Source organism: Roseiterribacter gracilis, assembly GCA_018332375.1.
Lineage (GTDB): Bacteria > Pseudomonadota > Alphaproteobacteria > BOG-932 > Roseiterribacteraceae > Roseiterribacter > Roseiterribacter gracilis.
In genome coordinates, this window is sequence record BOPV01000001.1 from 1224129 (window position 1) to 1248993 (window position 24865).

Here is a 24865-nt window from a genome sequence, read left to right on the forward strand (position 1 = left end):
TTGGACAGGCTCGATCCAACAAGTGCCGCAAAAGCTGCCGTGAGCCTTCATTCCAGGGAGGAATAGACCCATGAAGCGCGCACTTCTCGCTGCTGCGATCTGCGCTCTTGCTGCACCTGCACACGCGCAGACCGGCGGAGCCCTCGAAAAAATCGTACAAAGCAAAACCTTCTCGATCGCCTATCGCGAAGAGTCGGTGCCCTTCTCCTTCATCGATTCCAGCGGCAAGCCGCAGGGCTACGCGATCGACATCTGTCTCAAAATCGCCGACGCGATCAAAGAGGAATACAAACTCGACAAGCTCGACATCAAATACGTGCCGGTGACGCCGCAGACGCGCATTCCGCTGATCGCGAACGGCACCGCCCAAGTCGAATGTTCGTCGACCACGATCACGACCGGCCGCATGAAGCAGGTCGAATTCCTGGCGCCCACCTTCATCACCGGCACCAAGCTGCTGGTGCGCAAAGGCTCGGGCATCACCAAGATCGAAGACCTGGAAGGCAAGACGTTGCTGGCGCTGGGCGGCACCACCAACGAAAAAGCCGCCGAAGCCGAAATCGCCAAGCGCAAGCTCAACGTCAAACTGGTGAAGGTGAAGGATCACCCGCAGGCGCTGCTCAATCTCGAGCAAGGCCGCGCCGACGCCTATACGTCGAACGACGTCGTGCTCTACGGCATCGCGACGATGGCGAAAGATCCAAGCCAATATGAAGTCGTCGGACCGTTCTACTCGTACGATCCGTTCAGCATCATGATCCCCAAGAACGACAGCGATTTCCGCGCCATCGGCCTGCGCACCATGTCGCGCATGTTCGAGTCCGGCGAGATGGAAAAGCTCTACAAGAAATGGTTCGAGCCGGGGCCGACCAACATCAATCTGGTGATGAGCCAGGAGCTCAAGAACGCGTTCAAGCTGTTCTCGTTCGCGGACTGACGTGAACTATTCGTGGGACTGGGGGCTGCTGTTTCGCAGCCCCCATATCGGCTGGATCGCCCAAGGCTTCGTCACCACCATCGAGATGGCGGTGCTGGCCTGGTGTATTGCGATGACGCTGGGTTCGTTGATCGGCACGTTGCGCACGCTCGACAACCCGATCGCCAAGCGGATCGGCACGCTCTATGTCGAGATCTTCCGCAACGTCCCGCTGCTGGCGCAGTTGTTTCTTTGGTACTACGTCATTCCCGAACTTCTGCCCGCATCGGCGCAGAAATTCGTCAAGCGCGACATGGCCGATCCGCAATTCTGGACCTCGGTCGTCGGACTCGGCTGCTACACCGCTGCACGCGTGGCCGAACAGGTCCGGTCGGGCATTCAATCGATTCCGCGCGGCCAACGCAGCGCGGCGCTGGCGATGGGGTTTTCGACGGCGCAAGTCTATCGCTACGTGCTGTTGCCGATCGGCTTCCGCACTGTGATCCCGTCGCTGACCAATGATTTTCTCGGCGTGTTCAAGAATTCGTCGCTGGCGCTTACCCTGGGGGTGATGGAGCTGACCGCGGCGGCGCGCCAGATCGAAGAATATACGTTCCATTCCTTCGAGCCGTTCGCTGCTGCGACCGTGCTCTATTCCTGCGTCACCTTGCTGGTGATCAGTTTGATGCGTGTCGTCGAACGCCGCACCCGCATCGCCGGCAATGTCGGAACCGCGCGATGAGCGGCTTCGATTGGAACGTCATCCTCAACAATCGCGGCCTGCTGTTGCAGGGGCTGGCGGTCAGTTTTCAGCTGACCTTGGTCGCGATTGCGGGCGGCATGGCGCTGGGAACGGTGCTGGCCATGTGCCGTCTGTCGCGGTTTCGGCCGCTGGCGATTGCAGCGGGCAGCTACGTCAATTTCCTGCGCTCGCTGCCGCTGATCCTGGTGATCTTCTGGTTCTATATTCTGACGCCGCAAATCGTCGGCCATCCGATCGACGCCTATTCGTCGGTGCTGATCGCCTTCACCTTGTTCGAAGCGGCCTATTACTGCGAGATCATCCGCGCCGGCATCGCCAGCGTGAAAGCGGGCCAGGTGAATGCGGGCTTGGCGCTCGGCTTCGGCCAGTTTCATGTCATGCGCTACGTCGTGCTGCCGCAGGCCTTTCGCAACATGCTGCCGGTGCTGCTGACCCAGGCCATCATCATGTTTCAGGACACGTCCATCGTGTACGTGGTCGGGGTGCGCGATTTCCTGACCGCCGCCGACGTGGTCGCGAACAGCAACAATCGTCCCGTCGAGCTGTACAGCGTGGTGGCAGTGACGTTCCTCGTCATCTGCTTCACCGCCTCACGACTCGTCGGACGCCTGCAGCGGAAATACGCCCTATGATTGAAGTTACCGGCGTCAGCAAATGGTACCAACAGTTCCAAGTGCTGAAAGACTGCTCGCTGACCATCAAGTCGGGCGAAGTCATCGTCATTTGCGGCCCGTCGGGATCGGGCAAATCGACCTTGATCAAATGCATGAACGGGCTCGAACCGTTTCAGCAAGGCGAGATCAAAGTCGGTGACGTTTCGGTCGGCGCGAAAGGCACCGATCTGCCGAAGCTGCGTTCGCGCATCGGCATGGTGTTTCAGAATTTCGAACTGTTCCCGCACATGACCGTGCGCAAGAACATCACCTTGCCGCAGGTGAAGATCCTGGGCCGTTCCAAAGACGAATCCGACGCGCGCACGATCAAGCTGCTCGAACGGATGGGTCTGCCGAGCCAGGCCGACAAATTCCCGGCCCAGCTTTCGGGCGGCCAGCAACAGCGCGTCGCGATCGCGCGCGCGCTGGCGATGGATCCGGTCGCGATGTTGTTCGACGAGCCAACCTCGGCGCTCGACCCCGAGATGATCAACGAAGTGCTCGACGTCATGGTGGCTTTGGCCCAGGACGGCATGACGATGGCGGTCGTGACGCATGAAATGGGCTTTGCCCGCCGCGTCGCCAATCGCGTCGTCTTCATGGATCAAGGTTCGATCGTCGAAGACGCGCCAAAAGAAGCGTTCTTCGGCACGCCGCGCAGCGAGCGCGCGCAGCTGTTCCTGTCCAAAATTCTGCAGCACTGAAAGACGCTGGCATGGCTACCAACGAAATCCACTTGCTCAGCATGGGGCAGATGATGCCCGCCGTGGAGAAACAACTCAGCGAGTCGTTCATCGTCCATCGCACGGCCGAACGTCCGATCGACGAGATCATCGCCGAACACGGCGCCAAGATCCGCGGCATCGCCACGCGCGGTCGTGACAAATGCGATGACGCGCTGCTGGCCAAACTGCCGAAGCTGGAGATCGTCAGCAATTTCGGCGTCGGCTATGACTCGATCGACGTGCCGGCGGCGGTCGCGCGCGGCCTGGTCGTCACCAACACGCCCGATGTGCTGAATGACGAAGTCGCCGACTTCACCGTCGGCCTGCTTCTGTCGACCGTTCGCGAACTGCCGCAAGCCGACGCCTATGTGCGCGCGGGCAACTGGCCGCACGCGCCGTACCGGCTGACGCAATCGCTGCGCGATCGTACTGTCGGCATGGTCGGGATGGGACGGATCGGCCGCGCCATCGCCAAGCGCATCGCCGCCTTCGACGTGCCGGTGGTTTATTATTCGCGCCGGCCGCAGGCCGACGTGCCCTATCGTCACGTGCCGAACCTGCTCGACATGGCGGATCAGGTCGACACGCTGATCGTGATCGTGCCCGGCGGGCCCGAGACCAAACATCTGATCAACGCCGAGGTCCTGAAAGCGCTGGGACGGCGCGGCATTCTGATCAATGTCGCGCGCGGATCGGTGGTCGATCAGCAGGCACTGATCACCGCGCTCAAGGACAAGACCATTCACGGCGCCGGGCTCGACGTTTTTGCAGACGAGCCGCGCGTGCCGCAGGAATTGATCGAACGCGACAATGCAGTGCTGGTGCCGCATGTCGGCTCGGGCACGCACCACACGCGCGCGCGGATGGGGCAGCTCGTCGTCGACAATTTGCGTTCGTGGTTTGACGGGCAAGGCCCCGTCACGCCGATCCCGGAATCAAAGTGGCCGCGCTAGGAGCGAAAGATGGATCTCGGACTCAAGGGAAAGACCGCGCTTGTATTGGGCGGCAGCTCTGGTCTCGGCGCTGCGGTTGCGACGGCCCTGTCGCGCGAAGGCGCCAACGTCGCCGTCGCCAGCCGTGACAAGGACAAGCTGGCCAAGACGATCGCTACCTTCGCGGGCGAAGGCCTGGCGCTGCAATGGGACCTCGCCGACCTGTCGGTGATCGACGCGAACGTCGCGGCGGTCGAGAAGAAGTTCGGTCAGGTCGATATTCTGGTGAACAACACGGGCGGCCCGCCGCCGACTGCAGCGGCGGGCGCCGACATCGACGTCTGGCGCAAGCAGATGGACGCCATGGTTCTGTCGTTGATCGCCACGACCGACCGCGTGCTGCCGGGCATGCGGGCGCGCAAATGGGGCCGCATCATCACCAGCACCTCGTCGGGCATCGTTGCGCCGATTCCCAATCTGGCAATTTCGAATGCGCTGCGCCTGGCGCTGGTCGGCTGGTCGAAAACCCTGGCGCGCGAAGTCGCTGCCGACGGCATCACCTGCAACATCGTCCTGCCCGGTCGTATTTCGACCGAACGTCTCGGGGTGCTCGACAGCGCCAAAGCCAAACGCGAGGGCAAGACGGTCGAGGAAGTCGCCAAGGCGTCGCTGGCGACGATTCCCGCCGGCCGGTTCGGCGAGCCGGACGAATATGGCGACGTCGTCGCGTTCCTCGCTTCGACGCGCGCCGCCTACATCACCGGTTCGACCATCCGCGTGGATGGCGGCCTGATCGCCAGCATCTAAGGAACATCGTCATGGCGCTCGACAAGAAGATCATCGACACGCTGTCCAAAGTCTCGACCGCGACGATCACGACGATCCTGCTCAAACATGGGCTGCGCAATGTGTGGATGCGCGGCACCAAACCGTTGAAGCCCGGCCAGCCGCGCATTGTCGGCCAGGCCTTCACCTTGCGCTTCGTGCCGGCGCGCGAAGATCTCGCCACACCGGCAAGCTGGTCGTCGCCGATTTCGACGCGCGCTGCGATCGAAGACATGCCCGCCGGCTGCGTTGCCGTGGTCGACGCGATGGGCGTCAGCGACGCAGGCATCTTCGGCGACATTCTTTGCGCGCGCATGGCCAAGCGCGGGGTCGCGGCGTTGATCACCGACGGCGTCATTCGCGACGTGGCGGGCGTGCTCGAAACCGGCTTGCCGGTTTGGTGCAACGGCGTCGCGGCACCGCCCTCGGTTGCGGGCCTGACCTTCGTCGCGTGGCAGCAGCCGATCGCGTGCGGCGGCGTCGCCGTGTTTCCCGACGATGTCGTGGTGGTCGATCAGGACGGCGCGGTGCTGATCCCAGCTGCGATGGTCGACGAACTCGTCGCTGCCGCGCCCGAACAGGAAAATCTCGAGAACTGGATTATGGGCGAAGTCGAAAAGGGCGCTGCCCTGCCCGGCCTCTATCCGCCCAACGCCGAAAACAAGGCGCGCTACGAAGCGTCAAAGAAGAAGGGCTGACCAGATGGCGCTCGATCACAATGCCAGCGGCGTCTTTCCGATCGCGGTGACGCCGTTCTTGCCCGATGGTTCGCTGGACGTGAAGTCGGTCGACTCCATGACCGACTTCTATCTCGGCGCCGGCGCCACCGGCCTCACCATTCTCGGCATTATGGGCGAAGCGCCCAAGCTGGAGATGAGCGAGTCGCTGGCAATCACCAAACAAGTGGTGCAACGCGCGGGCAACGTGCCGGTCGTTGTCGGCGTATCGGCGCCGGGCTTCGCCGCAATGCGCCAACTGGCGCGCGGCGCGATGGAGCTTGGTGCAGCCGGCGTGATGATCGCGCCGCCGCCCGCGCTTCGCACCGACGACCAGATCACGACCTATTTCGCGCAAGCGGTCGAAGCGATCGGCGACGACATTCCGTGGGTGCTGCAGGATTATCCGCTGACTCTGACCGTCGTGATGACGCCCAAAGTCATCCGCACCATCATGCAGAACCACGCCAGCTGCGTGATGCTGAAACACGAAGACTGGCCGGGGCTGGAGAAGATTTCGACGCTGCGCGGATTCCAGAAAGACGGCTCGATGAAGCCGATCTCGATCCTGTGCGGCAATGGCGGCCTGTTCCTCGACTTTGAAACCGAGCGCGGCGCCGACGGCGCCATGACCGGCTACGCCTTCCCCGACATGCTGGTGGAACTCGTCGATCTTGCCCGACAGGGCATACGTGATGAAGCCCACGATCTGTTCGATGCGCATCTGCCGCTGCTGCGCTACGAGCAGCAGCAAGGCATCGGCCTCGCGGTGCGCAAATACGTGCTGCAGAAGCGCGGCGCCATCGCGTCCGACGCGCAGCGCAAGCCAGGTGGTTCGCTGACTGCCGCCGCCAAAGCCGAAGTCGAGTATCTTTTGTCGCGCCTCGCCAAGCGCGATGCACGAGCCCGCGCATGAGCAAGGACGAAGCACCGCGCGGCATGCGCAAAGGCCTGACCAGCTACGGCGACGACGAATTCTCGCTGTTCCTGCGCAAGGTCTTCATCAAGGCCATGGGCTACACCGACGACGCGCTCGAGCGGCCGATCGTCGGCATCACCAATACCTATAGCGACTTCAATCCGTGCCACGGCAACGTGCCCGAGCTGATTGAAGCAGCCAAACGCGGCGTGATGTTGGCGGGTGGCCTGCCGATGGTGTTCCCCACCATCACGATCCACGAAAGCTTCGCGTACCCGACCTCGATGTTCCTGCGCAATTTGATGGCGATGGACACCGAAGAAATGATCAAGGCGCAGCCGATGGATTCGGTGATCCTGATCGGCGGCTGCGACAAGACCTTGCCGGCGCAGATGATGGCTGCGATTTCGGCCGACTTGCCCGCGATCGTGCTGCCGGTCGGCCCGATGGTGGTCGGTCATCACAAAGGCGAGGTGCTGGGCGCGTGCACCGACTGCCGTCGCATGTGGGGCGGCCATCGCGCCGGCGACATCGACGGCGACGAGATCGAGATCGTCAACGAACGCCTGGCTCCGTCGGTCGGCACCTGCATGGTGATGGGCACCGCCAGCACCATGGCCTGTATCACCGAAGCACTCGGCTTCTCGCTGCCGAACAGTTCGGCTGCACCTGCAACGCACGCTGCACGTCGCCGCCTCGCCGAAGCAACCGGCAAGCGCGCGGTTGAAATGGCGACGTCGGGCGGTCCGCGTCCCAGCGCGTTGGTAACCGAAGCTTCGATCCGCAACGCGATGTGCGTGTTGCAGGCAATCGGCGGATCGACCAACGGCATTGTGCATCTGGCCGCGATTGCGGGCCGTGCCGGCTTGCAGGTCGATCTGCAAAAACTCGACGCGCTGGGCCGCGACGTACCGGTGCTGGCGAATTTGAAGCCGTCGGGCAAACACTACATGGAGCATTTCCATCACGCTGGCGGCCTGCCGCGGCTGATGAAGGAAATCGCCGACCTGCTGGTGCTCGACGCGCCAACGGTTGCTGGCACCACCATCGGTGACTCGATCAAGGCGGCCGAAGAAGTCCCGGGACAGGATGCGATCAAGCCGCGCAACGCACCGCTGAAAGCGCAAGGCGCACACGCGGTGTTGCGCGGCAACCTGGCGCCGCTGGGTGCGGTGATCAAGCAAAGTGCGGCGACGAAAGAGCTGATGCAGCACACGGGTCGCGCGGTCGTGTTCGACTCGCTCGACGATATGGCGGCGCGGATCGACGATCCCGATCTCGACGTGAAGGCCGACGACGTGCTGGTGCTGCGCAATGCGGGGCCCAAAGGCGCGCCCGGCATGCCCGAAGCGGGGTATCTGCCGATCCCGAAGAAACTCGCGCGCCAAGGCGTCAAAGACATGGTGCGCATGTCCGACGCACGTATGAGCGGAACTGCGTTCGGCACCATCATTCTGCATGTCGCGCCCGAAAGCGCGGTTGGCGGACCGTTGGCGCTGGTACGCAATGGCGATCGCATCGCGCTCGACGTGCCGGCGCGCACGCTCGAATTGCTGGTCGACGCAGCAGAGTTGGCGAAACGCGCTGCTGCCTTGCCGCCGCCCGCACCCTCGCCCGCACGCGGCTACGCCAAGCTGTTTCACGACACGGTGTTGCAGGCCGATCAAGGCTGCGACTTCGACTTCCTCGTTCCGCCTGCCAAGTAACCGGAGACCCAACCAACATGGCCCGTATCGTTTCGGTCGAAGCCCGCACCGTTCGCGTTCCGCTCGAACGCCCCACCGCGTTCGCACGCCGCCAAGTGACCGGGCGCGATTACGGGCTGGTGAAGATCAAAACCGATGACGGTCTCGAAGGGATCGGCCACTGCTATGCGGGCCACGCCGGCGGCAAGCTGGTGGCGCAGGCGGTGCGTGAATTGCTGGCGCCGGTGTTGCTCGGCAAAGACAGCTACGACGTCGAGCTGTTGTGGAAAGAGATGTACCAGGAAGCGTTGCTCCACGGTCGGGCTGGCTCGACGATGCGCGCGATCTCGATCCTCGACATCGCTTTGTGGGACCGCAACGCGCAGGCGGCCCAATTGCCGCTCTACAAATTCATGGGCGCAGCGACGCGCGATCCGGTGCCGGCCTATGCCAGCGGCGGCTATTATCTCGACGGCAAGACGCCCAAACATCTCGGCGAAGAAATGGCCGGCTATGTCGCGCTCGGCTTCGACGCGGTGAAGATGAAAGTCGGCCGCGAAGATCCCAAGGGCGAAGAAAAGCGCATGGCCGCGGTGCGCGAAGCCGTCGGCCCCGACGTGCTGGTGATGCTCGACGCCAACAATGCCTGGTCGGACGTGCCGACGGCGTTGCGCTACATGGAACGGTTCGCGCCCTACGATCCGTACTGGATCGAAGAACCTTTCTCGCCCGACCAGATCGACAATCACGCCAAGCTCGCGGCGGCGATCGGGGTGCCGGTCGCGACCGGCGAAATCGAAGTCGGCCGCTGGCGCCACAAAGAACTGCTCGACAAGCAAGGCGCGTCGATCCTGCAGACCGACGCCGCCGTGTGCGGCGGCATCACCGAGTTCAAGAAGATTGCGGCACTGGCCGATTGCTACGGCGTCAATCTGTGCCCGCACTGGTTCCACGATCTGCATGTGCATCTGGTCGCGGCGATTCCGAACGGCCAGATGGTCGAATTCTTCGCCGACGATCAGGTGCTGAATTTCCGCAAGATCATCGACCGCCAGCTCACCATGATCCCGCACAAGGGGCTCAAGCTGCCGACCGATCCGGGCCTGGGTTACGCGTTCGACGAAAAAGCGATCGCCAAGTGCGACGCGGATGCGTGGGCTTGATGCGCGGCTTCGTCATCGTCGGCTGCGGCTTGATGGGCTGCGATATCGCAGCCCAGTTCCTGCGCGCAGGCTGGAAGGTGCAAGGCGTTGCGCCCGAGCAAAGCGGCTGGGAGGCAACGCGCGAGCGCGTCCAGAAATCGGTGGCGCAGCTCGACCCGTCCGCCAGCGCGAACGAATTCACCTTGCGCGCGTCGGTCGCCGACATTGACTGGACCGGCGTCGAGCTGGTGATCGAAGCGATCCCCGAGAAGTTCGAGCTCAAAGCCCAGCTGTTTGAAGAACTCGATCGCGCAGCACCCGCGGGCGTGCCGCTGGCGACCAATACGTCGGGGATGCGCATCACCGAGATCGCGAAGAACTGCAAAAGCGCCAACCGGATGGGCGGGCTGCATTTCTTCCTGCCAGCCCATCTCGTCCCTGCAGTCGAAGTCGTGCGCGGCGAGCGCACCGACGACGCGACCATGCATGCGATGTACGCGATCATGAAAGCGGTCGGCTGGATTCCGATCCGCGTCGAGAAAGACGTGCCCGGCTTTCTCGCCAACCGCCTGCAGCATGCGTTGATGCGCGAAGCCTATGCGATCCTGGATGAAGGTCTGGCGACGCCCGAAGACGTCGACGCAGCGGTGCGCTACGGCTTTGGCTTTCGCTACATCGCAGCCGGGCCGATTTTGCAGAAAGATCTGGCCGGTCTCGAAACCAACTACCGCGCCGGCGTGTCGATCTATCCGCATCTCAACAACGGCAACAAGCCGGGCCGCTCGATCGAAAGCCTGGTCGAGCAAGGCCATTACGGCACCAAGACCGGCAAAGGGTTTTGGACTTGGACGAAAGAAGACGCGAGCACCCAGCGGGCCGCGTATGAAAGCACGCTGATCGAAGCAGCCGGCTTGTTGGCGAAGGGTGCGCGGGCGCCGACCCGCTAAGGCTTCTTCTTCCCTGCCCCGTGCACCGTCTCGCCCGCGGCGCACATGGCGACGAATTTCTCAATCCGCGCCGCGCGAGTCGCGGGTTTCTTGGCGTCGTGGACGCGATAGAGAATGGCGTAGCGGTTGGCGCCGGTCAGCGTGTCGAAGAATTTCTTCGCCTTGGCGTTCCTGGCCAGTGCGGCGGCAAGGTCGTCGGGCACGGTTGCGGAGCTTGCCGACGCATAGGCGCCGTCCCAACGCCCGTCTTTCTTCGCCGCTTCGATTTCAGCCAAGCCGCGCGGCCGCATCCGCTTGGCCTCGATCATCTTGAGCGCGGTGGCGCGGTTGTTGGCCGACCATTTGCTGCCGAGGCGCCGCGGCGTGAAGCGGGTCAGAAAATAATCATCGTCGAACTTGTCGATCTGCCCGTCGATCCAGCCATGGCACAACGCGGTCGCAATCGCGTCGGCCTTCGACACGCTGGCGACGCCTGAATCCTTCTTGGCCAGCTTCAACCAGACACCTTTTGAGTCGGGTTTTTGCTTGGCGAGAAACGCATCCCACGCTGTTTGCGTGGCAAATGCGACGAGCGGAAGATCGGTCGGCATTTCACATCTACGATGGCTGCAATTGTCCCAAACTTGCAACCGGGCCTTCACGAATCGCGTGCGATCTTGCCGGCAGCAAGCCTGGGGGAGTACGCATGGAGTTCGCGTTGGTGACCGGCGCCGAGGCGCTGGTCGTGATCGAAACGCTGGTTCTGTTGGTCGTGGTGGTGCGCCGCCAGGCCGAACGGATCGCCTTTACCGCCGAACTCGCCGAAGGACGGATCGAACCGCCCGATCCCAATGTACGCCGCGCCGAACAGATCGCGATTGCGATCGGATTTCTGATCGGCGGCGCAATCGCCTATCTGCTGCTCGAACGCCGCAGCCCGAATTCAACCTTGGAGTTGGCAGCGATCATCGCCGTGTCGGTGATGCCGGTCCTGTTGGCCCAGCTCGTCGCGCTGTGGTGGACGCATGATGTCGGCGACGAAGTCTATAGCGACGAGTGAGCGCTCAGACGTCGAGTTTGGTCTTCGGCCCCGGTGACGGCTCCGCTAGCAAATCGATAAGCACGCGGAACAACTGTGTTAGCGACTCGTTGCTGGCACCGCTCGCGTCCGCCTGCGTCTGCAGCACGACGTTCTTCAAATTGTCAGCGACCTGATCGAGTGGTTTCGTCGGCTTTGCCGCTTCGGCTTGCGCTGCGCTGTTCGTTTGCGCTTTTGCCGTGTCGTCCGGTGCGTCGGTCGGCGGCGTCTGCCGCGCGTCACGCGGTGCAGGTCCGGTTGTTTGAACGCCCGTAATACTCATCGCTACCTTCCGCCCGCGAAGGCGCCGTTCTGACGCCCCGACAGGACCGACCTAGATCAGACAGACTTCATAACCAGGAAACAGCTTGCGCCGACGGCGAAAGCAAAGCGGCCAACGCCTGAACCAACGGATCGTTTGCGGTGTTGTTGCTGACCGTCGTCGTCGCAGCATCGGCCGCACCGGCGGCGTTGGTCGTGCCGTCGGCGGACGTCTGCTTCTGCGCTTCTTCCTGCGCCTGCAGCAACACCGCTTTTGCCTCGTCGGTGAACGAGTCGAACACGCTTTGCGTGTCGCCCGAACTTCCGAGGAACGAGGCAAGTGAGCTGCTGCTGCTATCGGTGCTGTCGCCGAACAGAAGATCGATCGGATCGCTGCTCGACGTCGCATCCGCCGAACCTGACAAGATCCCAAGCGGATCGGTCGCGTCGGTGCTGGTAGCGTTTTTCTGTAACGATTGCGCCAACGACATGTACGCCGTTGGCAAGAGTGGCTGGATACTCATCGTAACCTCCAAACAAACAAGCCGCGCTTCGCGGCAAGTTTGGAGGTCCAAACTTCGTGCCAATTCTTGGTCCAGCAAATCCGCCGCCGACCCTGTCAGGTCAGCGACGGAATTCTGCCGTGCGGCAAGCAAATCCTGTTTTGTTGCGCGTTACAAACGAACGTAACGACGAGAAAGACAGGCTGGCGCCAACCAATATGTCGGCGCGTTACTTTGATCCGACGTGCTTCGCGAGGATCTCGAGAAAATCGCTCCAGCCGCCACGATGGCTGTCGGCCTGTTTCTGGTCGGGCAGTTTGGTGTGGGTCAGCGTCATCTCGCAGCTCGGCCCCAGATCGGTGATCTCGATCCGCACGATCGTCTCGGTGCCGTAGGTGCCTTCCTGCTGGATCCAAGTGAACTCGACCAGACTCGGCGGTTCGAGGCGCAGAAAGCGGCCGTGATGTTCGTACGTCTTGCCCTCGTACAGCATGTTCATCTGGTACGGCGCGCCGACGCGGACTTCGCCTTTCCACAAGCCGCCCGGACACAGCCATTCGCGCAATTGCTCGACGTCGGTCCAGGCGTCGTAAATGCGCTGCGCCGGAACGTCGTACGAACGATGAAGCGAGATTTCGACGGTCATTTGCTGCCTACATGTTTGGCGAGCAGGTTGCCGAGTTCGGTCCAACCCTCAGCATGGCCCTGCATCTTGTCGTCGGGCAGGCGCATATGTGTCAGCACCAGCTCGCACGCGGTGCCGAGATCGAGAATTTCGATGCGCACGATGGTTTCGCGCCCATCCGTTCCGTTGGGGCTGGTCCAGGTGAATTCGATCAGGCGCGGCGGATCGAGATGCAGATAGGTGCCGCTCTGCCCACCGCAATGCGAACCGGGCATGCTTTGCTGATACGTGCCGCCGACGCGCACATCACCTTCAAAGGTCCCGCCGGGCGTAAACCACTGTCGAAGTTGCGTCGGATCGGTCCAGGCGTCGTAGATGCGTTGCGCTGGCACGTCGTACGTACGGCGGATTTTGATGTCGGTGATGGTCGTCACGTACGTTTCCTCCCGCGTTTGGTCGGTGCTGGATCTTTGGCGATGTGTTTGTCGAGCGCGTCGAGGCGCAGATGCCAGAAGGCGAGATGCGTCTGCATCCAACGCTCGGCGTCGGCGACTGCGTCGATCTCGGCGGCGAAGCGATGTTCGCGGCCGATGATTTCGCGCCGGACCAGCCCCGCCACTTCCAGCACTTTCAAATGTTTCGACACGCCGAACAGCGACATGTCGAACGGCTCCGCGATCTCGGAGATGTTGGCTTGGCCGGCGCGCAGCCGTTCCAGCATGCGCCGGCGCGGTTCGCTTGCGAGCGCGGCAAACACCGCATCGAGATCGGCTTGTTTTCGCCCAACCATAAGGTTGGATATTAGGCAGGCCGGGCCAATTGTCAACCGTTCGGTTGTTGGATTTTGCCGCCCGTTTACGCGGTCAGAACGCGCGCCGCAGCGATGATCGAGTCCGCATCCAGCCCGTGCAGACGGAACGCATCCTGCAGATCGCTCGATTGACCGAATTTGGTCACGCCCAATGCCTGCGTGCGATTGCGCTGCACCGCGCCGAGCCAGGACAGCGAAGCCGGATGACCGTCGATGATCGTCACCAGCCCGGCATCCTGCGGCAGTTCGGCCAGCAATGTTTCAGCGTGGCTGCTCGCCTTCTCGCCCTTGCGGGTTTGTTCTTTGTCGCCTGCGCGACGGGCACGCTGCGCCTTGTCCCAATCGCTGTAGAGCGCGTCGGGTGACGTAACCGCAAGCACGCCGAGGCCGGGATGCGTTTGCGCAAGCTCGGTCGCGGCTTCCAGCACTTCGGGTGCGATGGCGCCGCAATAGGCGAGCGCCAAGGTCGAACTGCCGGTCGGCTTGCGCAGCCAGTAGCCGCCTTTCACCACCGACGCCGCCCAATCTACGTTTTCAGTTGGCGGACGCTGGATCTGTTCGATGCTGCGCGTGGTCAAACGCAGATAGAGCGAACCGCCCACTTCGTCGTCCTGCAGATGGTTGAAGCCGTGCTGCAGCACGATCGCCAGCTCGTCGGCAAAGGCGGGCTCGTAATAGGTCAGCCCGTCCTGGCTCATCCCGATCAGTGGCGTGCCGATCGATTGATGCGCGCCGCCTTCGGGCGCCAACGTCACGCCCGACGGCGTTGCCACGATCATGAAGCGCGCGCCCTGATAGCAAGCGTAGATCAGCGCATCGAGACCACGATTGATGAATGGGTCATAGACGGTCCCGATCGGCAGCAAGCGCGCACCGTGCAGCTTGTCGGACAGGCCCAGCTGTCCCAGCAGCAAAAACAGATTGTGCTCGGCGATGCCGAGTTCGATGTGCTGGCCGGCCGGCGCCATCTGCCATTTCTGCGGGCTGGCGATCTTCTCGGCCTGGAACGCGTCGGATCGTTCGGTGCGATGAAAAATGCCGCGCCGATTCACCCAGCCCGACAGGTTGGTCGAGACGGTGACGTCGGGCGACGTGGTGACGATGCGTTCGGCCAGCGGCGTCCGTTCGCGCGCAAGTTCGAACAGGATTTTTCCGAACGCTTCCTGCGTGCTCATCTTGTCGGCTTTTGGCGCTTCGATCGCGGGAACCGCGATCTTTTCGCACACAGGCGTCGGCTGGCGCTGCGCGAACGGCACGCGCGACAAGAAGGACCGCGTCGCCTGCTCGTCGATGTCGAGCCCGGCGAAGGGTTCCCATTCGTGTCCGTCGGGCACGTTCATCAATTGCTGGAAGGTGCGGAGCTGCTCGGGATTCATCAGGCCGGCGTGATTGTCTTTGTGGCCGGCAAGCGGCAGGCCCCAGCCTTTGATCGTGTATGCCACGAAACAATGCGGCGTCTCGTTGCCATCGGCAGCGTCGAACGCTTCGAGGATCGTTTCCAGATCGTGGCCGCCGAGATTGGTCATCAATCGGCCGAGCGACGCATCGTCATGCTGGTCGAGCAATTCTTTCAGCCCCGACGTGCCCGACAGGTCGCGCTGCAGACGTTCGCGCCAAGCCGCACCGCCTTTGAAGGTCAGCGCGCTGTACATCTGGTTTTCGCAACGATCGATCCAGTCGAGCACCGCTTCGCCCGCGGGACCATGCCGCGCCGCTTCGAGTTGCTTGCCGAATTTCAAGGTGACGACGTTCCAGCCGACATTGTCGAAGAAGCCTTCGATCTTGCGGAACAGCGCGTCCGACACGACGCCGTCCAGGCTCTGCCGGTTATAATCGATGATCCACCAGCAATTGCGGACGTCGTGCTTCCAACCTTCGAGCAAGGCTTCGTAGATATTGCCCTCGTCCAGCTCGGCGTCGCCGAGCAGCGAGATCATGCGTCCCATCCGCTCGCCGTCGGGAACCATGCGATGCAGATGCGCATAGTCCTGCACGATCGACGCAAACAGCGTCGCGGCAACGCCCAAGCCCACCGAACCGGTCGAGAAATCGACGTCGTCGATGTCTTTGGTGCGCGACGGATAGCTCTGTGCGCCGCCATAGGCACGAAACCGTTCCAGCTTCTCGCGGCTCTGCTTGCCCAGCAGATACTGGATGGCGTGAAAGACCGGCGACGCATGCGGCTTCACCGCAACGCGGTCTTCCGGCCGCAGCGTGTGGAAATACAAAGCCGTCATCAAGGTCGCGACGCTGGCGCTCGAGCTTTGATGGCCGCCGACTTTGAGCCCGTCGCGCGACGGGCGCAGATGGTTGGCGTTGTGGATCGTCCAGGTCGCCAACCAAAGTACCTTGCGCTCGAGCGCGCGCAGCATGGCGAGCGTTTTGGGATCGAGCGGATTTGACGGCGTCAATGCAGGCGTGCGGCGCGGCTGGGCGAGCATGAAACGAGACCTCTGGAAGAAGGCGCGGAGCCTAGCAAGACACCCCAAGCGCGCCAAACGCTGATCTTGGGTAGGTCAACAACGCAAACGGGTTGCGATAACGGCGCTGGAAACGCTGGAAACAAGCGTTCCGGCCCGCTTGCTTGTAAGGATCGTACTTGTTCCTGTCCGGACCGGCTGCGTAGACTCCGTCCATGCAGTACCCCGCCACGATGCGCGACCGCGTCAGCGCCGAAGAATGGCAGGCGCGAGTCGAGCTTGCCGCGCTCTATCGTCTGGTCGCGCTGTATGGTTGGGACGACGCGATTTTCACGCATCTGTCGCTGCGCGTGCCGGGCAACGACCGGCATTTCCTGATCAACCAATATGGGCTGTTCTTCGAGGAGATGACCGCGTCGTCGTTGGTCAAGATCGATCTCGACGGCAATCTCGTCGATCCGACGCCGCAGCCGGTCAACAAGGCCGGCTTCGTCATTCATTCAGCGCTGCATATTGCGCGCGACGACGCGCATTGCGTCATGCATTTGCATTCAGTGACCGGCGTCGCGGTCGCGGCGCAACGCAATGGTCTGCGTCCGATCAGCCAGACCGCGCTGATCGTGCTGCCCGACCTCGCCTATCACGACTATGAAGGCATCGCGCTCGATCTCGACGAGCGGCAGCGCATCGTTGCGGATCTCGGATCCAAGAACATGATGCTGTTGCGCAACCACGGCACGCTTGCGGTCGGCCCGACCGTCGCGGCGACCTGGCTGCGCATGTATCTGCTCGAACGCGCCTGCGCACAGCAGGTCGCGGCGCAAAGCGGCGGCAGCGACGCGCTGCTCGACGCACCCGACGCGGCCCGCGAAGAGGTCGCGCGCGTGATGCGCGGCCCCGGTGCTGCGAGCACGCCCGATCTCGCCTGGGCCGGCTTCTTGCGCAAACTGGACCGCGTGTCGCCGGGGTATCGCGACTAACCTGCAGTTGAATGCGCCATCGCGTGCGTCTGGCTAATGGTCGCGCAATCCGCCTTGCCCGCACCTCGACGAGGCGCCTGCTAGGCTCTTCGTTCGAATCGAGGGCTCTGCCGGATGTCGGACGAAGCGGGCTTCAGCCGCCGCTATGCTTGGTACGTCGTCATTCTGCTGACCGCCGCCTACGCGGTGGCGTTGCTCGACCGCATCGTCATCTCGCTGCTGATCGAGCCGATCAAACAGCAATTCGGCCTGTCGGATTCCGGCGTCGCGCTGTTGTCGGGTGCCGCCTTCGGTCTTTGCTACAGCATCATGGCCTTGCCGTTTGGTTGGCTTGCCGATCGTGCCAACCGGCGTTGGATTGTGACGTTTGGCATTGCAAGCTGGAGCATCGCGACCGCGCTCTGCGGCGTCGCACGTAGCTTCACCGGCCTGTTCGCCGCGCGCGTCGCCGTTGGAATCGGCGAAGCCTCGCTCAATCCAAGTGCAAGTTCGATCATCGCCGATCTGTTTTCAGGCCCGGCGCGCGCCAAAGCCTATGGCGTGTTCGTCGCCGGCACGTCGTTCGGCACGGGCGCCGCGTTTCTGCTCGGCGGTGCCGCAATCGACGCGGCCGACGCGGTCCGCGCGCATGGCGGTGCGCTGCTGGCGGATTTTGCGACCTGGCAGATCGTGTTTCTGCTGACCAGCCTGCCCGGCCTGCTGGTCGCGGCGCTGTTCGTCGCCACCGTGCGCGAACCGAAGCGGCGCGAGCGCGACACGACCACCGCGTCACCGCCGCTGCTGCCGTTTCTGCGCGCCAACAAAGGTGCGGTCGCATCGGTGATCATTGGACTGTGCTGCAACCTCACGAGCGTCTACGCGCTGATCGCCTGGTATCCGGTGGTGCTGATCCGCGTACATGGCTGGAGCCAGAGCGACGCCGGTTACGCGCTGGGCGTGATCGGCCCGCCCGCTGCGCTGGTCGGCGCAATCGGCAGTGGTTGGCTCATCGCACGGGTGAATGCGGCTGGTCGCAAAGACGCGGCGCTGCTGGTCGCGATCGTCGCGTCGGTCATCTACGGCGCGATGCTGGTTCTGTCGGGGCTGGTCGCCGACGCGAACCTGTCGCTGGTCTTCTATTTTCTCGGCAGCCTGTGTTCGAACAGCTTCTCGGCCGCCGCCTTCTCGGCGCTGGCGCAGTTGGCGCCCAACGAGTTGCGCGGCCGGTTGACCGGGCTCTACACGCTGATGATCGGGCTCGTCTCGCTCAATCTGGGACCGGTCTCGGTCGGGCTGTTCAGCGATTATGTGTTCGGGGAACAGCGGTTGAATCTTTCCTTTGCTGCAACCGTCGCACTCGACAGTTTGCTAGCTTCCGTCATCCTGCTCGCGGGGCGCGGGCCTTATCGCCGTTCGGTTGGAGCGACATGACAAAAGAGAATTTCCGCACGGCCTATGCCTGGTACGTCGTCGGGCTGCTCACCGCGGGGTACGCGGTCGCGGTGCTCGACCGGATCGTGATCGGATTGCTGCTCGAACCGATCAAGGCGCAGTTCCAACTCTCCGACTTTCAGCTGGCGTTGGTGTCGGGCGGTGCATTCGGCGTCTGCTACAGCGTGATGGCGGTTCCGTTCGGCTGGCTGGTCGATCGCTATGACCGCCGCTTGATTGCCGTCATCGGCATCGCGGGCTGGAGTCTCGCCACCGCTGCCAACGGTCTGGCGCAAAGTTTTCTCGGCCTGTTCGGCGCGCGTACCGCGGTCGGTATCGGCGAAGCATCGCTGAGTCCTGCTGCTGCGTCGTTGATCGGCGATCTGTTTCCCGGCCCGCAGCGCGCCAAAGCCTATGGCGTCTTCGTCAGCGGCGCGTCGGTCGGCACTGGCGTCGCCTTCTTTGCTGGCGGACTTGCGGTCGCGATGGCGGAACCGGTGCGCAACCAGTTCGCGTCGCTGCTGGGCGGTTTCCAAAGCTGGCAGATCGCTTTTATGCTCACCAGCATTCCCGGCCTGGTGTTGGCGTTGCTGTTCGCGCTGACGGTGCGTGAACCGCCGCGTCGTGCCCGCGCCGTCGATGCGGCACCGGTCCCGCCGCTGTGGCCCTATATGCGCCGCAATTGGAAAGCGGCGGCAACGATCATCTTCGGCGTCGCCTGCAATCTGATGACGATCTACACGCTGATCTTTTTCTACTCGTCGATGATGGTGCGCGTGCATCACTGGGCACCGCAGGATGTCGGCTTCTGGGTTGGCATCGTCGGCGCACCGATCGGCGGCGTCGGCGCGATCTTCACCGGCTGGTTCATCACCTATGTCGCCAAGCGCGGCCGTCCCGACGCGCCGCTGATCACGGCGGTGATCGGCACCGTCTATTACGGCACGTGGTGCGTGCTCGCCGCGCTGGCGCCGACCGGAACCTGGTCGATCGTCTGTTTCATCGCCTCGGCGATCATGGCGAATACCTGCGTCGCTTCGGCCTTCGCGGGCCTGGCGCAGATCGCGCCCAACGAATTGCGCGGCCGCTTGATCGCCTTCTACACGCTGGTCGGCGGGCTGGTCGGCCTGTTCATCGGACCGACCGTGCTGGGGCTAATCAGCGATCTCGTCTTCGGCGCTGCGCGTCTCGACCTGTCACTAGCTACTGCCTTCGGCCTCAACACGCTGATCGGCGTCACCATTCTGCTGGTCGGGCGCAAGCGCTACATCGCGGCGGTCATCGAAGCGCGGGCCAACGGCGTCTAAAGCTCGATCACCAGACTCAGCACCGACGCCATCAAGGTGCAGGCGCCGGCAATGAACGCGCGGTCGGCCAAGTTGCGCACCCAACGTTTGCTGACGTCGTTGCGGATGGTGAGATAGGCAGCGATCGTGCTGGTGAAGAGCAGAATGCTTGCAACCCACGCGATCTCGTCGGCAATGGTCAACGAATTCGAGTTGGTCAGTTTCAAGCTGCCGATCACGACGAAGCAGATACCGAGCAGGTTCGTCGACGCGCTGAGGATCTGCGCATGATGTTGGTTCGCTTCGGACATCAGAGCGGCCCGGCCACGGGACGCGGCCGGTACGGCGCTTCGAGCAAGCTCTTCTCCTCGTCGTCGAGTTGCAGCGACAGAGCCGCGATTGCGTCGGTGAAATGGCCCGGCTTGGACGCGCCAATGATCGGCGCGGTGATGCCGGGACGCGATAGAACCCAGGCCAGCGCAAGCGTCGCCGGGTTGACGCCGCGCCGTTCGGCAACGGCGCGAACCGCGTCGACGATCGCAACTTCCTGCGCGTCGCCGGGATAGTAGCGTTTGGCGATGTCGTCGGTCGCGGCGCGCGACGTCGTGGTTGCGCCGGCCAGACGGCCGCGCGCGATCGGGCTCCACGGAATGACGCCGATCCCCTCGCTGCGACATAGCGGCAGCATCTCGCGCTCTTCTTCGCGGTAGAGTAGGTTCAACTGCGGCTGCATCGAGACGAACTGCGCGTAGCCGTTGGCGCGCTGCAGCCCGATCGCCTTCATGAATTGCCAGGCGAACATCGACGAGCCGCCGAGATAGCGCACCTTGCCCGCGCGCACGACGTCGTTCAGCGCGTCGATCGTCTCTTCGATCGGCGTGTGATAGTCCCAGCGATGCAGCTGGTAGAGATCGATCCAGTCGGTTCCCAATCGTTTCAGCGACGCGTCGACGGCCTGGAACACGTGCCGGCGCGACAGGCCGCGATCGTTGGGATCGTCGGACATTGGATTGTAGAGCTTGGTCGCAACCACGACGCGATTGCGCGCTTTGCGGTCGTAAAGAAAGCGACCGAGGATCGCCTCGTTCTCGCCCAGCGAATATTGATCGGCCGTGTCGAAGAAATTGATGCCCGCATCCAGCGCCGCATCGAGAAACGGCCGCCCCTCTTCTTCGGTCAGCACCCAGGGCCGCCAGCTTTTGAGCCCATAGGTCATGCAACCGAAACACAGGCGCGAAACTTTGAGGCCGGTGCGGCCGAGATTGACGTAGTCCAAGCGGTGTTTCCCTAGCCTGCGTATTTGGTCGCGTCGCGCACGAACCGTTCGGTTTCGACCAACTGATTGATCGTCGCCGCGTCGGCACGGACCAGGTTGGCATTGCTGCCATTGGCGGCGAGTTTGGCGAAGGAGGATTCCATCGCCGCAACCGCGCTGCCGATGCCGACACCGGGATAGAGCGCGATATGAAACCCCATCGCCTGCAGATCGGCTGCGTCGCGTGCGAAATGCGGACGGCCTTCGAGGAAGTTCGACACCAGCGGCACGCGCGCGCCGATTGCTTTCGCCAGCCGTTCGGCGTCGGCGCGCTCGCGGACACATTCGACGAAAATCATGTCGGCGCCCGCCTCTGCGAACGCGACGGCGCGCTTGAAGGCTTCGTCGAATGGCTGCGCGTCGGTGCGCGCGCTGATGAGAAAGTCTTTATCGCGCCGTGCGTCCTGCGCCGCGCGCAGCTTGCCCAGCATGTCAGACAGCGAAACCACCGGCCGCGCCTGCAAGGTCGCAGCCGGCTTCACCGCGATCTGGTCCTCGATCTGCACGCCGGCGCAACCGGCGCGTTCGAACGCATGCACCGCGCGCTGCACGTTGGCGACCGAGCCAAAGCCCTGGTCGATGTCGACCATCAACGGCGTATCGACCCGTTCGCAAATATGCGTCGCGATGGTTGCCAGCTCGTCCATCGTGACCAGCCCCAGGTCGGGTCGCGCCAACTGCGCGTAGGACACGGCCGAGCCCGACAGGAACAGGGCTTCAAAACCGGCGCGGGTTGCGAGCAAGGCCGACATTGCGTCGAACACGCCAGGCGCGACCACGATGTCGGGATGCAGCAAGGCTGCGCGCAGACGGGTACCGGGCTTCATCGTCATTTGCTTTCGTAGACGATGTCGCCGTCGACCAACGTCATTTCAATTTTCATCTTCGGCACGTCGGCAATCGGAATCACCAGCGGATCTTTGTCGAGCACGGTCAGGTCGGCGCGCTTGCCGACTTCGATCGTGCCGCGCGTCTTCTCTTCGAACGACGCATAGGCCGGTCCGCGCGTCAGGAACGCCAGAGCCTGCGGCCGCGTCAGCGCCTGTTCCGGATGCCAGTTGGCGCCCTGATAGCCAGCCAGATCGCGGCGCGCCGTAGCGGCGTAGAATTCGATGCGCGGATCGCCGACTTCGACCGGCGCATCCGATCCACCCGAAATCGCAGCACCCGACGCCAACAGGCTGCGCCACGCATAGGCGCCGCCAAGCCGTTCGTTGCCCAGCCGCGCCGGTGCGAAATGCAGATCGCCGATTGCGTGGCTCGGCTGCATCGACGCGATCACGCCCAGCTTGCCAAAGCGCGGAATGTCGTTCGCGTCGATGATCTGCGCATGCTCGATGCGCCAGCGACGCGGCTCCTTGGACGGAACCGCGGTGAAGGCTTTTTCGTAATTGTCGAGCACGATACGGTTGCCGCGATCGCCGATCGCATGCGTCCAGATTTGCACGCCGCTTTTGGCCGCACGTTCCAGCACCGGCCCGACCTGCTCCATCTCGGGCCGCATCAGGCCGCTGGTGTTCGGCGCGTCGCTATAGGGCGCCAGCAACGCAGCGCCACGCGAACCAAGCGCACCGTCGGCGTACATTTTGATTCCGCGCACGACGAGCCGTCCGTTGCAGCCCTGATCGTGCGGACCTTTGTCGAGCAGCTCTTCGGCAGCCGCGCTCGGATACGACACCGCGAAATAGACGCGCAGCTTGAGACCGCCGGGTGCTGCGCACAGCTCGCGCAGCGCGGCCAGCATCTCGGCCGAGCCGCCGGCATGGTGCAGTTGCGTCAAGCCCAGCGACACTTCGCGATCGATGCCGGCGCGCAATTCCTCGCGCAGCTCGTCTTTGGTCGGGCCTGGAATCTTGGCCGCGATCGACGACATCGCCGTGTCGAGCACGATGCCGGTGAAATTCCCCTGCGCGTCGCGCACGAAGCTGCCGCCGGCGGGATCTTTGACGGAAGCGTCGATGCCCGCAGCTTTGAGCGCGGCGCTATTGACGACCAGCGCGTGCCCGTCGGCGCGACGCAGCGCGACTGGATTGTTGGGTGCGACCGAATCCAATTCGGTGCGCGACGGCATGCGCTTTTCCGGCCAGGCGGTTTCGATCCAGCCTTCGCCTGCGATCCAGCTTCCCGGTGCGGCCGCCGCCGCGCGTTCGCGCACCTTGTCGAGCAAGGCGGCCAGGCTTGGCACCGTCGACAGATCGAAGGAGCGCAAGCGATGTCCGATCCCTTCGAGATGCGCGTGCCCGTCGCGGAAGCCCGGGATGACTGTTTTGCCGCGCAGCTCGACGATGCGTGCACCGGCTTGCGCGGCACCGCGCGCGCCTTTGTCGTCGCCGACATAGACGATGTTGCCGTCGCGAATGACCAGTGCGGTGACCAGCTTGGACGCTTCCGGCCCGGACCGAACGCGACCGCCCACCAGCACCAGATCGGCGGCACCGGCCGGCACGGCCAAACCAACAACCGCCGGCACAGCCAGGCTCAACGACAACAGCAGCAACAGGGACAGCCTCACGCGCAACTCCCGGGTGACGACGAAAACGGGCGGAGCATCGGCTGCGGCACAGCCGACCGCAAGCCGGTCCGCATTGCACCGCATTTCGGTGCCGGCAGCCCCAGAAGCCCTCGGGCGGCCCAGATCCGGCCTCGACGCTCGCTATCCACCAGCAAAGACAACGGTAGCGGCCAAGAATCCCGCTACGGTTTTCCCACCACGCGCGCGAAGACGCGCGAAATTTGGGAGGCCGAGATGGACGTCACACGACGCGACCTGTTGCGCGCATCGAGTCAAAGCGCGCTGTTGTCGATGCTGCCGGTCGCAGCATTGGCTGCACCAACCTTCGAAGACGCATTGCCCGACGGCGTGCGCGACGGCGCAACCTTGGAAGCGCTGCCGGGAAAGAAGCCGCTGATCAAACTCAGCTACCGGCCGCCCAATTACGAAACACCGATCAATTATTTCGATCAATTATGGACGCCGAACGATGCGTTCTTCGTTCGCTATCATTTGGCGGTCATTCCCGAAGTCGACGCCAAGGAATGGCGCCTGAAAATCGGCGGCGATGGTGCGACGACGCCGTTCGAACTCACGCTCGACCAATTGACCAAGCAATTCGAACAGGTCGAAATCCCCGCCGTCTGCATGTGTTCGGGCAATCGCCGCGGCCTGTTCCAGCCGCACGTGCCGGGGGTGCAATGGGGCCATGGCGCAATCGGCAACGCCAAATGGAAAGGCGTGCGGCTGAAAGACGTGCTGGCCAAAGCCGGCGTGAAGAAGGAAGCGATCGAGCTGCGCATGGACGGCGCTGACTCAGCGCCGCTCGACAAGACGCCCGACTTCGTCAAATCGATTCCCCTGTGGAAGGCGCTCGACGACAGCGTGCTGATCGCCACCCACATGAACGGCCAGCCGCTGCCGCATTGGAACGGCTATCCCGCGCGCATCATCGTGCCGGGCTGGACTGCGACCTACTGGATGAAACACATCACGTCGCTGGAACTGCTGACCAAGCCGCTCGACAATTTCTGGATGAAGACGGCGTACCGGATTCCGCAAGGCAAGTTCCCGGTCGTACAGCGCTTCCTGGGCCAGGAAACCGAAATCAACGCTCCGATCACCGAAATGCTGGTGAACTCGCTGCTGACCAACATCACCAACGGACAGAAGGTGAAGGTCGGACAGCAAGTCGAGATCCGCGGCATGGCGTGGGACGGCGGCTACGGCATTCGCACGGTCGAGATTTCGAGCGACGGCGGAACCACCTGGACACCGGCGACCCTGGCCGACGATCCCGGACGGTTCTCGTTCCGCCCGTTCAACTTCCGCTTCCAGCCCAAGACCAGCGGGAAAGTCGTGATCGTCGCGCGTGCAACCAACAAGCTTGGCCAGACGCAGACCACCGAACTGATCCCAAACCCGTCGGGCTATCATCACAATGTCATGCATCGCGTGACCTTGGACGTCGGTTGAGGAGACG

27 protein-coding genes are annotated in these 24865 nt (G+C 63.2%); 16 read left to right on the forward strand and 11 right to left on the reverse strand.

What is annotated here, in order from left to right:
- The first annotated feature begins 70 nt into the window (after positions 1-70).
- Genes TMPK1_RS06130 through TMPK1_RS06180 form a run of 11 tightly spaced genes read left to right on the forward strand, consistent with a single transcriptional unit; the run spans position 71 to position 10223 of the window.
- Positions 71-937, forward strand: coding sequence for an amino acid ABC transporter substrate-binding protein (locus TMPK1_RS06130; protein WP_420242070.1), 867 nt, complete (start codon positions 71-73; stop codon positions 935-937).
- A gap of 1 nt (position 938) precedes the next feature.
- Positions 939-1658: an amino acid ABC transporter permease gene (locus TMPK1_RS06135; protein ID WP_420242071.1), complete on the forward strand. Its 720-nt coding sequence runs from the start codon at positions 939-941 to the stop codon at positions 1656-1658.
- Entirely contained in the window at positions 1655-2311 is a 657-nt protein-coding gene (locus TMPK1_RS06140; protein ID WP_420242072.1) for an amino acid ABC transporter permease, read from the forward strand. Before TMPK1_RS06135 ends, TMPK1_RS06140 begins: the two co-directional genes overlap by 4 nt.
- Positions 2308-3036, forward strand: a complete 729-nt coding sequence (locus tag TMPK1_RS06145) for an amino acid ABC transporter ATP-binding protein (protein ID WP_420242073.1) — start codon at positions 2308-2310, stop codon at positions 3034-3036. Before TMPK1_RS06140 ends, TMPK1_RS06145 begins: the two co-directional genes overlap by 4 nt.
- 11 nt (positions 3037-3047) lie before the next feature.
- The gene (locus tag TMPK1_RS06150; protein ID WP_420242074.1) at positions 3048-4010 is read left to right on the forward strand and encodes a 2-hydroxyacid dehydrogenase; all 963 of its coding nucleotides are present in this window, start codon (positions 3048-3050) and stop codon (positions 4008-4010) included.
- 9 nt (positions 4011-4019) lie between these two features.
- Positions 4020-4796: an SDR family oxidoreductase gene (locus TMPK1_RS06155; protein ID WP_420242075.1), complete on the forward strand. Its 777-nt coding sequence runs from the start codon at positions 4020-4022 to the stop codon at positions 4794-4796.
- A gap of 11 nt (positions 4797-4807) precedes the next feature.
- Positions 4808-5512, forward strand: coding sequence for a ribonuclease activity regulator RraA (locus TMPK1_RS06160; protein ID WP_420242076.1), 705 nt, complete (start codon positions 4808-4810; stop codon positions 5510-5512).
- A gap of 4 nt (positions 5513-5516) precedes the next feature.
- On the forward strand, positions 5517-6446 hold the full coding sequence (locus TMPK1_RS06165) for a dihydrodipicolinate synthase family protein (protein ID WP_420242077.1): 930 nt from the start codon (positions 5517-5519) through the stop codon (positions 6444-6446).
- Positions 6443-8155 carry an IlvD/Edd family dehydratase gene (locus tag TMPK1_RS06170; protein ID WP_420242078.1) on the forward strand — a complete coding sequence of 571 codons (1713 nt, stop codon included), beginning with the start codon at positions 6443-6445 and terminating at the stop codon, positions 8153-8155. Before TMPK1_RS06165 ends, TMPK1_RS06170 begins: the two co-directional genes overlap by 4 nt.
- Positions 8156-8172: 17 nt before the next feature.
- Positions 8173-9297 carry a mandelate racemase/muconate lactonizing enzyme family protein gene (locus tag TMPK1_RS06175; RefSeq protein ID WP_420242080.1) on the forward strand — a complete coding sequence of 375 codons (1125 nt, stop codon included), beginning with the start codon at positions 8173-8175 and terminating at the stop codon, positions 9295-9297.
- On the forward strand, positions 9297-10223 hold the full coding sequence (locus TMPK1_RS06180) for a 3-hydroxyacyl-CoA dehydrogenase family protein (RefSeq protein ID WP_420242081.1): 927 nt from the start codon (positions 9297-9299) through the stop codon (positions 10221-10223). Before TMPK1_RS06175 ends, TMPK1_RS06180 begins: the two co-directional genes overlap by 1 nt.
- Here TMPK1_RS06180 and TMPK1_RS06185 read toward each other — a convergent pair.
- Positions 10220-10813 carry a YdeI/OmpD-associated family protein gene (locus TMPK1_RS06185; RefSeq protein ID WP_420242082.1) on the reverse strand — a complete coding sequence of 198 codons (594 nt, stop codon included), beginning with the start codon at positions 10811-10813 and terminating at the stop codon, positions 10220-10222. The two genes, TMPK1_RS06180 and TMPK1_RS06185, sit on opposite strands and share 4 nt — an antisense overlap.
- 95 nt (positions 10814-10908) lie before the next feature.
- Here TMPK1_RS06185 and TMPK1_RS06190 point away from each other — a divergent pair, with 95 nt between their 5' ends.
- On the forward strand, positions 10909-11262 hold the full coding sequence (locus TMPK1_RS06190) for a hypothetical protein (RefSeq protein WP_420242083.1): 354 nt from the start codon (positions 10909-10911) through the stop codon (positions 11260-11262).
- 4 nt (positions 11263-11266) lie between these two features.
- Here TMPK1_RS06190 and TMPK1_RS06195 read toward each other — a convergent pair whose 3' ends face one another.
- From TMPK1_RS06195 to TMPK1_RS06220, 6 genes are all read right to left on the reverse strand, one after another.
- Positions 11267-11563: a hypothetical protein gene (locus tag TMPK1_RS06195; protein ID WP_420242084.1), complete on the reverse strand. Its 297-nt coding sequence runs from the start codon at positions 11561-11563 to the stop codon at positions 11267-11269.
- A gap of 67 nt (positions 11564-11630) precedes the next feature.
- Positions 11631-12065, reverse strand: coding sequence for a hypothetical protein (locus tag TMPK1_RS06200; RefSeq protein ID WP_420242085.1), 435 nt, complete (start codon positions 12063-12065; stop codon positions 11631-11633).
- A 208-nt stretch (positions 12066-12273) separates the two neighbouring features.
- Complete coding sequence (locus tag TMPK1_RS06205) at positions 12274-12690, reverse strand: SRPBCC family protein (RefSeq protein WP_420242086.1); 417 nt, start codon at positions 12688-12690, stop codon at positions 12274-12276.
- Positions 12687-13103 (reverse strand): SRPBCC family protein, encoded by a 417-nt coding sequence (locus TMPK1_RS06210; protein ID WP_420242087.1) that lies wholly within the window; start codon positions 13101-13103, stop codon positions 12687-12689. The genes TMPK1_RS06205 and TMPK1_RS06210 overlap by 4 nt, the downstream gene beginning before the upstream one ends.
- The gene (locus tag TMPK1_RS06215) at positions 13100-13459 is read right to left on the reverse strand and encodes an ArsR/SmtB family transcription factor (protein ID WP_420242088.1); all 360 of its coding nucleotides are present in this window, start codon (positions 13457-13459) and stop codon (positions 13100-13102) included. The genes TMPK1_RS06210 and TMPK1_RS06215 overlap by 4 nt, the downstream gene beginning before the upstream one ends.
- A 65-nt stretch (positions 13460-13524) precedes the next feature.
- On the reverse strand, positions 13525-15921 hold the full coding sequence (locus TMPK1_RS06220; protein WP_420242089.1) for a transketolase: 2397 nt from the start codon (positions 15919-15921) through the stop codon (positions 13525-13527).
- Between the two features lie 194 nt (positions 15922-16115).
- On the opposite strand from TMPK1_RS06220, the gene TMPK1_RS06225 reads away from it, so the two are divergent.
- From TMPK1_RS06225 to TMPK1_RS06235, 3 genes are all read left to right on the forward strand, one after another.
- Positions 16116-16880, forward strand: coding sequence for a class II aldolase/adducin family protein (locus TMPK1_RS06225; RefSeq protein WP_420242090.1), 765 nt, complete (start codon positions 16116-16118; stop codon positions 16878-16880).
- A 114-nt stretch (positions 16881-16994) separates the two neighbouring features.
- Positions 16995-18290, forward strand: a complete 1296-nt coding sequence (locus tag TMPK1_RS06230) for an MFS transporter (RefSeq protein WP_420242091.1) — start codon at positions 16995-16997, stop codon at positions 18288-18290.
- Positions 18287-19597: an MFS transporter gene (locus TMPK1_RS06235; RefSeq protein ID WP_420242092.1), complete on the forward strand. Its 1311-nt coding sequence runs from the start codon at positions 18287-18289 to the stop codon at positions 19595-19597. The genes TMPK1_RS06230 and TMPK1_RS06235 overlap by 4 nt, the downstream gene beginning before the upstream one ends.
- On the opposite strand, the gene TMPK1_RS06240 is transcribed toward TMPK1_RS06235, so the two are convergent.
- Genes TMPK1_RS06240 through TMPK1_RS06255 form a run of 4 tightly spaced genes read right to left on the reverse strand, consistent with a single transcriptional unit; the run spans position 19594 to position 23403 of the window.
- Entirely contained in the window at positions 19594-19887 is a 294-nt protein-coding gene (locus TMPK1_RS06240; protein ID WP_420242093.1) for a hypothetical protein, read from the reverse strand. The genes TMPK1_RS06235 and TMPK1_RS06240 overlap by 4 nt on opposite strands.
- On the reverse strand, positions 19887-20852 hold the full coding sequence (locus tag TMPK1_RS06245; protein ID WP_420242094.1) for an aldo/keto reductase: 966 nt from the start codon (positions 20850-20852) through the stop codon (positions 19887-19889). Before TMPK1_RS06245 ends, TMPK1_RS06240 begins: the two co-directional genes overlap by 1 nt.
- Positions 20853-20863: 11 nt before the next feature.
- Positions 20864-21718: an isocitrate lyase/PEP mutase family protein gene (locus tag TMPK1_RS06250; RefSeq protein ID WP_420242095.1), complete on the reverse strand. Its 855-nt coding sequence runs from the start codon at positions 21716-21718 to the stop codon at positions 20864-20866.
- 2 nt (positions 21719-21720) lie between these two features.
- A complete protein-coding gene (locus TMPK1_RS06255) occupies positions 21721-23403 on the reverse strand; it encodes an amidohydrolase (protein WP_420242096.1) in 1683 nt (560 codons plus the stop codon).
- Between the two features lie 234 nt (positions 23404-23637).
- Here TMPK1_RS06255 and TMPK1_RS06260 point away from each other — a divergent pair, with 234 nt between their 5' ends.
- The gene (locus TMPK1_RS06260) at positions 23638-24858 is read left to right on the forward strand and encodes a molybdopterin-dependent oxidoreductase (protein WP_420242097.1); all 1221 of its coding nucleotides are present in this window, start codon (positions 23638-23640) and stop codon (positions 24856-24858) included.
- Positions 24859-24865: the final 7 nt, after the last annotated feature.